The 248-nt window shown below is 50.0% G+C and carries 1 protein-coding gene; it reads right to left on the bottom strand.

Features of this window, described 5'->3' with window-relative positions; all coding sequences use genetic code 11:
- On the bottom strand, positions 1 to 248 hold a 248-nt coding region (locus CWB98_RS23585; protein WP_283241229.1), incomplete at both ends, for an inositol monophosphatase family protein.

Here is a 248-nt window from a genome sequence, read left to right as displayed (position 1 = left end):
TTGGTGAACCGCAGATCACATTACCGCTTTTCTCGTGGTTAGCCCCGCCAGCAAAATCCATCACCAAACCACCGGCTTCTTTTACCAATAGTTGACCTGCAGCGGTATCCCAAGGTTTCAAACCAATCTCAAAGAAGCCATCAACACGGCCTGCCGCCACATAGGCCATATCTAACGCGGCAGAGCCTGCACGACGAATATCGGCAGTGTATACAAATAGCGATTTAAACGCTTCCATGTAGGCATCC

Origin of the sequence: Pseudoalteromonas rubra, from assembly GCF_005887115.1 — a bacterium.
GTDB classification, from domain to species: domain Bacteria; phylum Pseudomonadota; class Gammaproteobacteria; order Enterobacterales; family Alteromonadaceae; genus Pseudoalteromonas; species Pseudoalteromonas rubra_F.
This window is presented reverse-complemented; position numbering and strand designations above follow the sequence as displayed.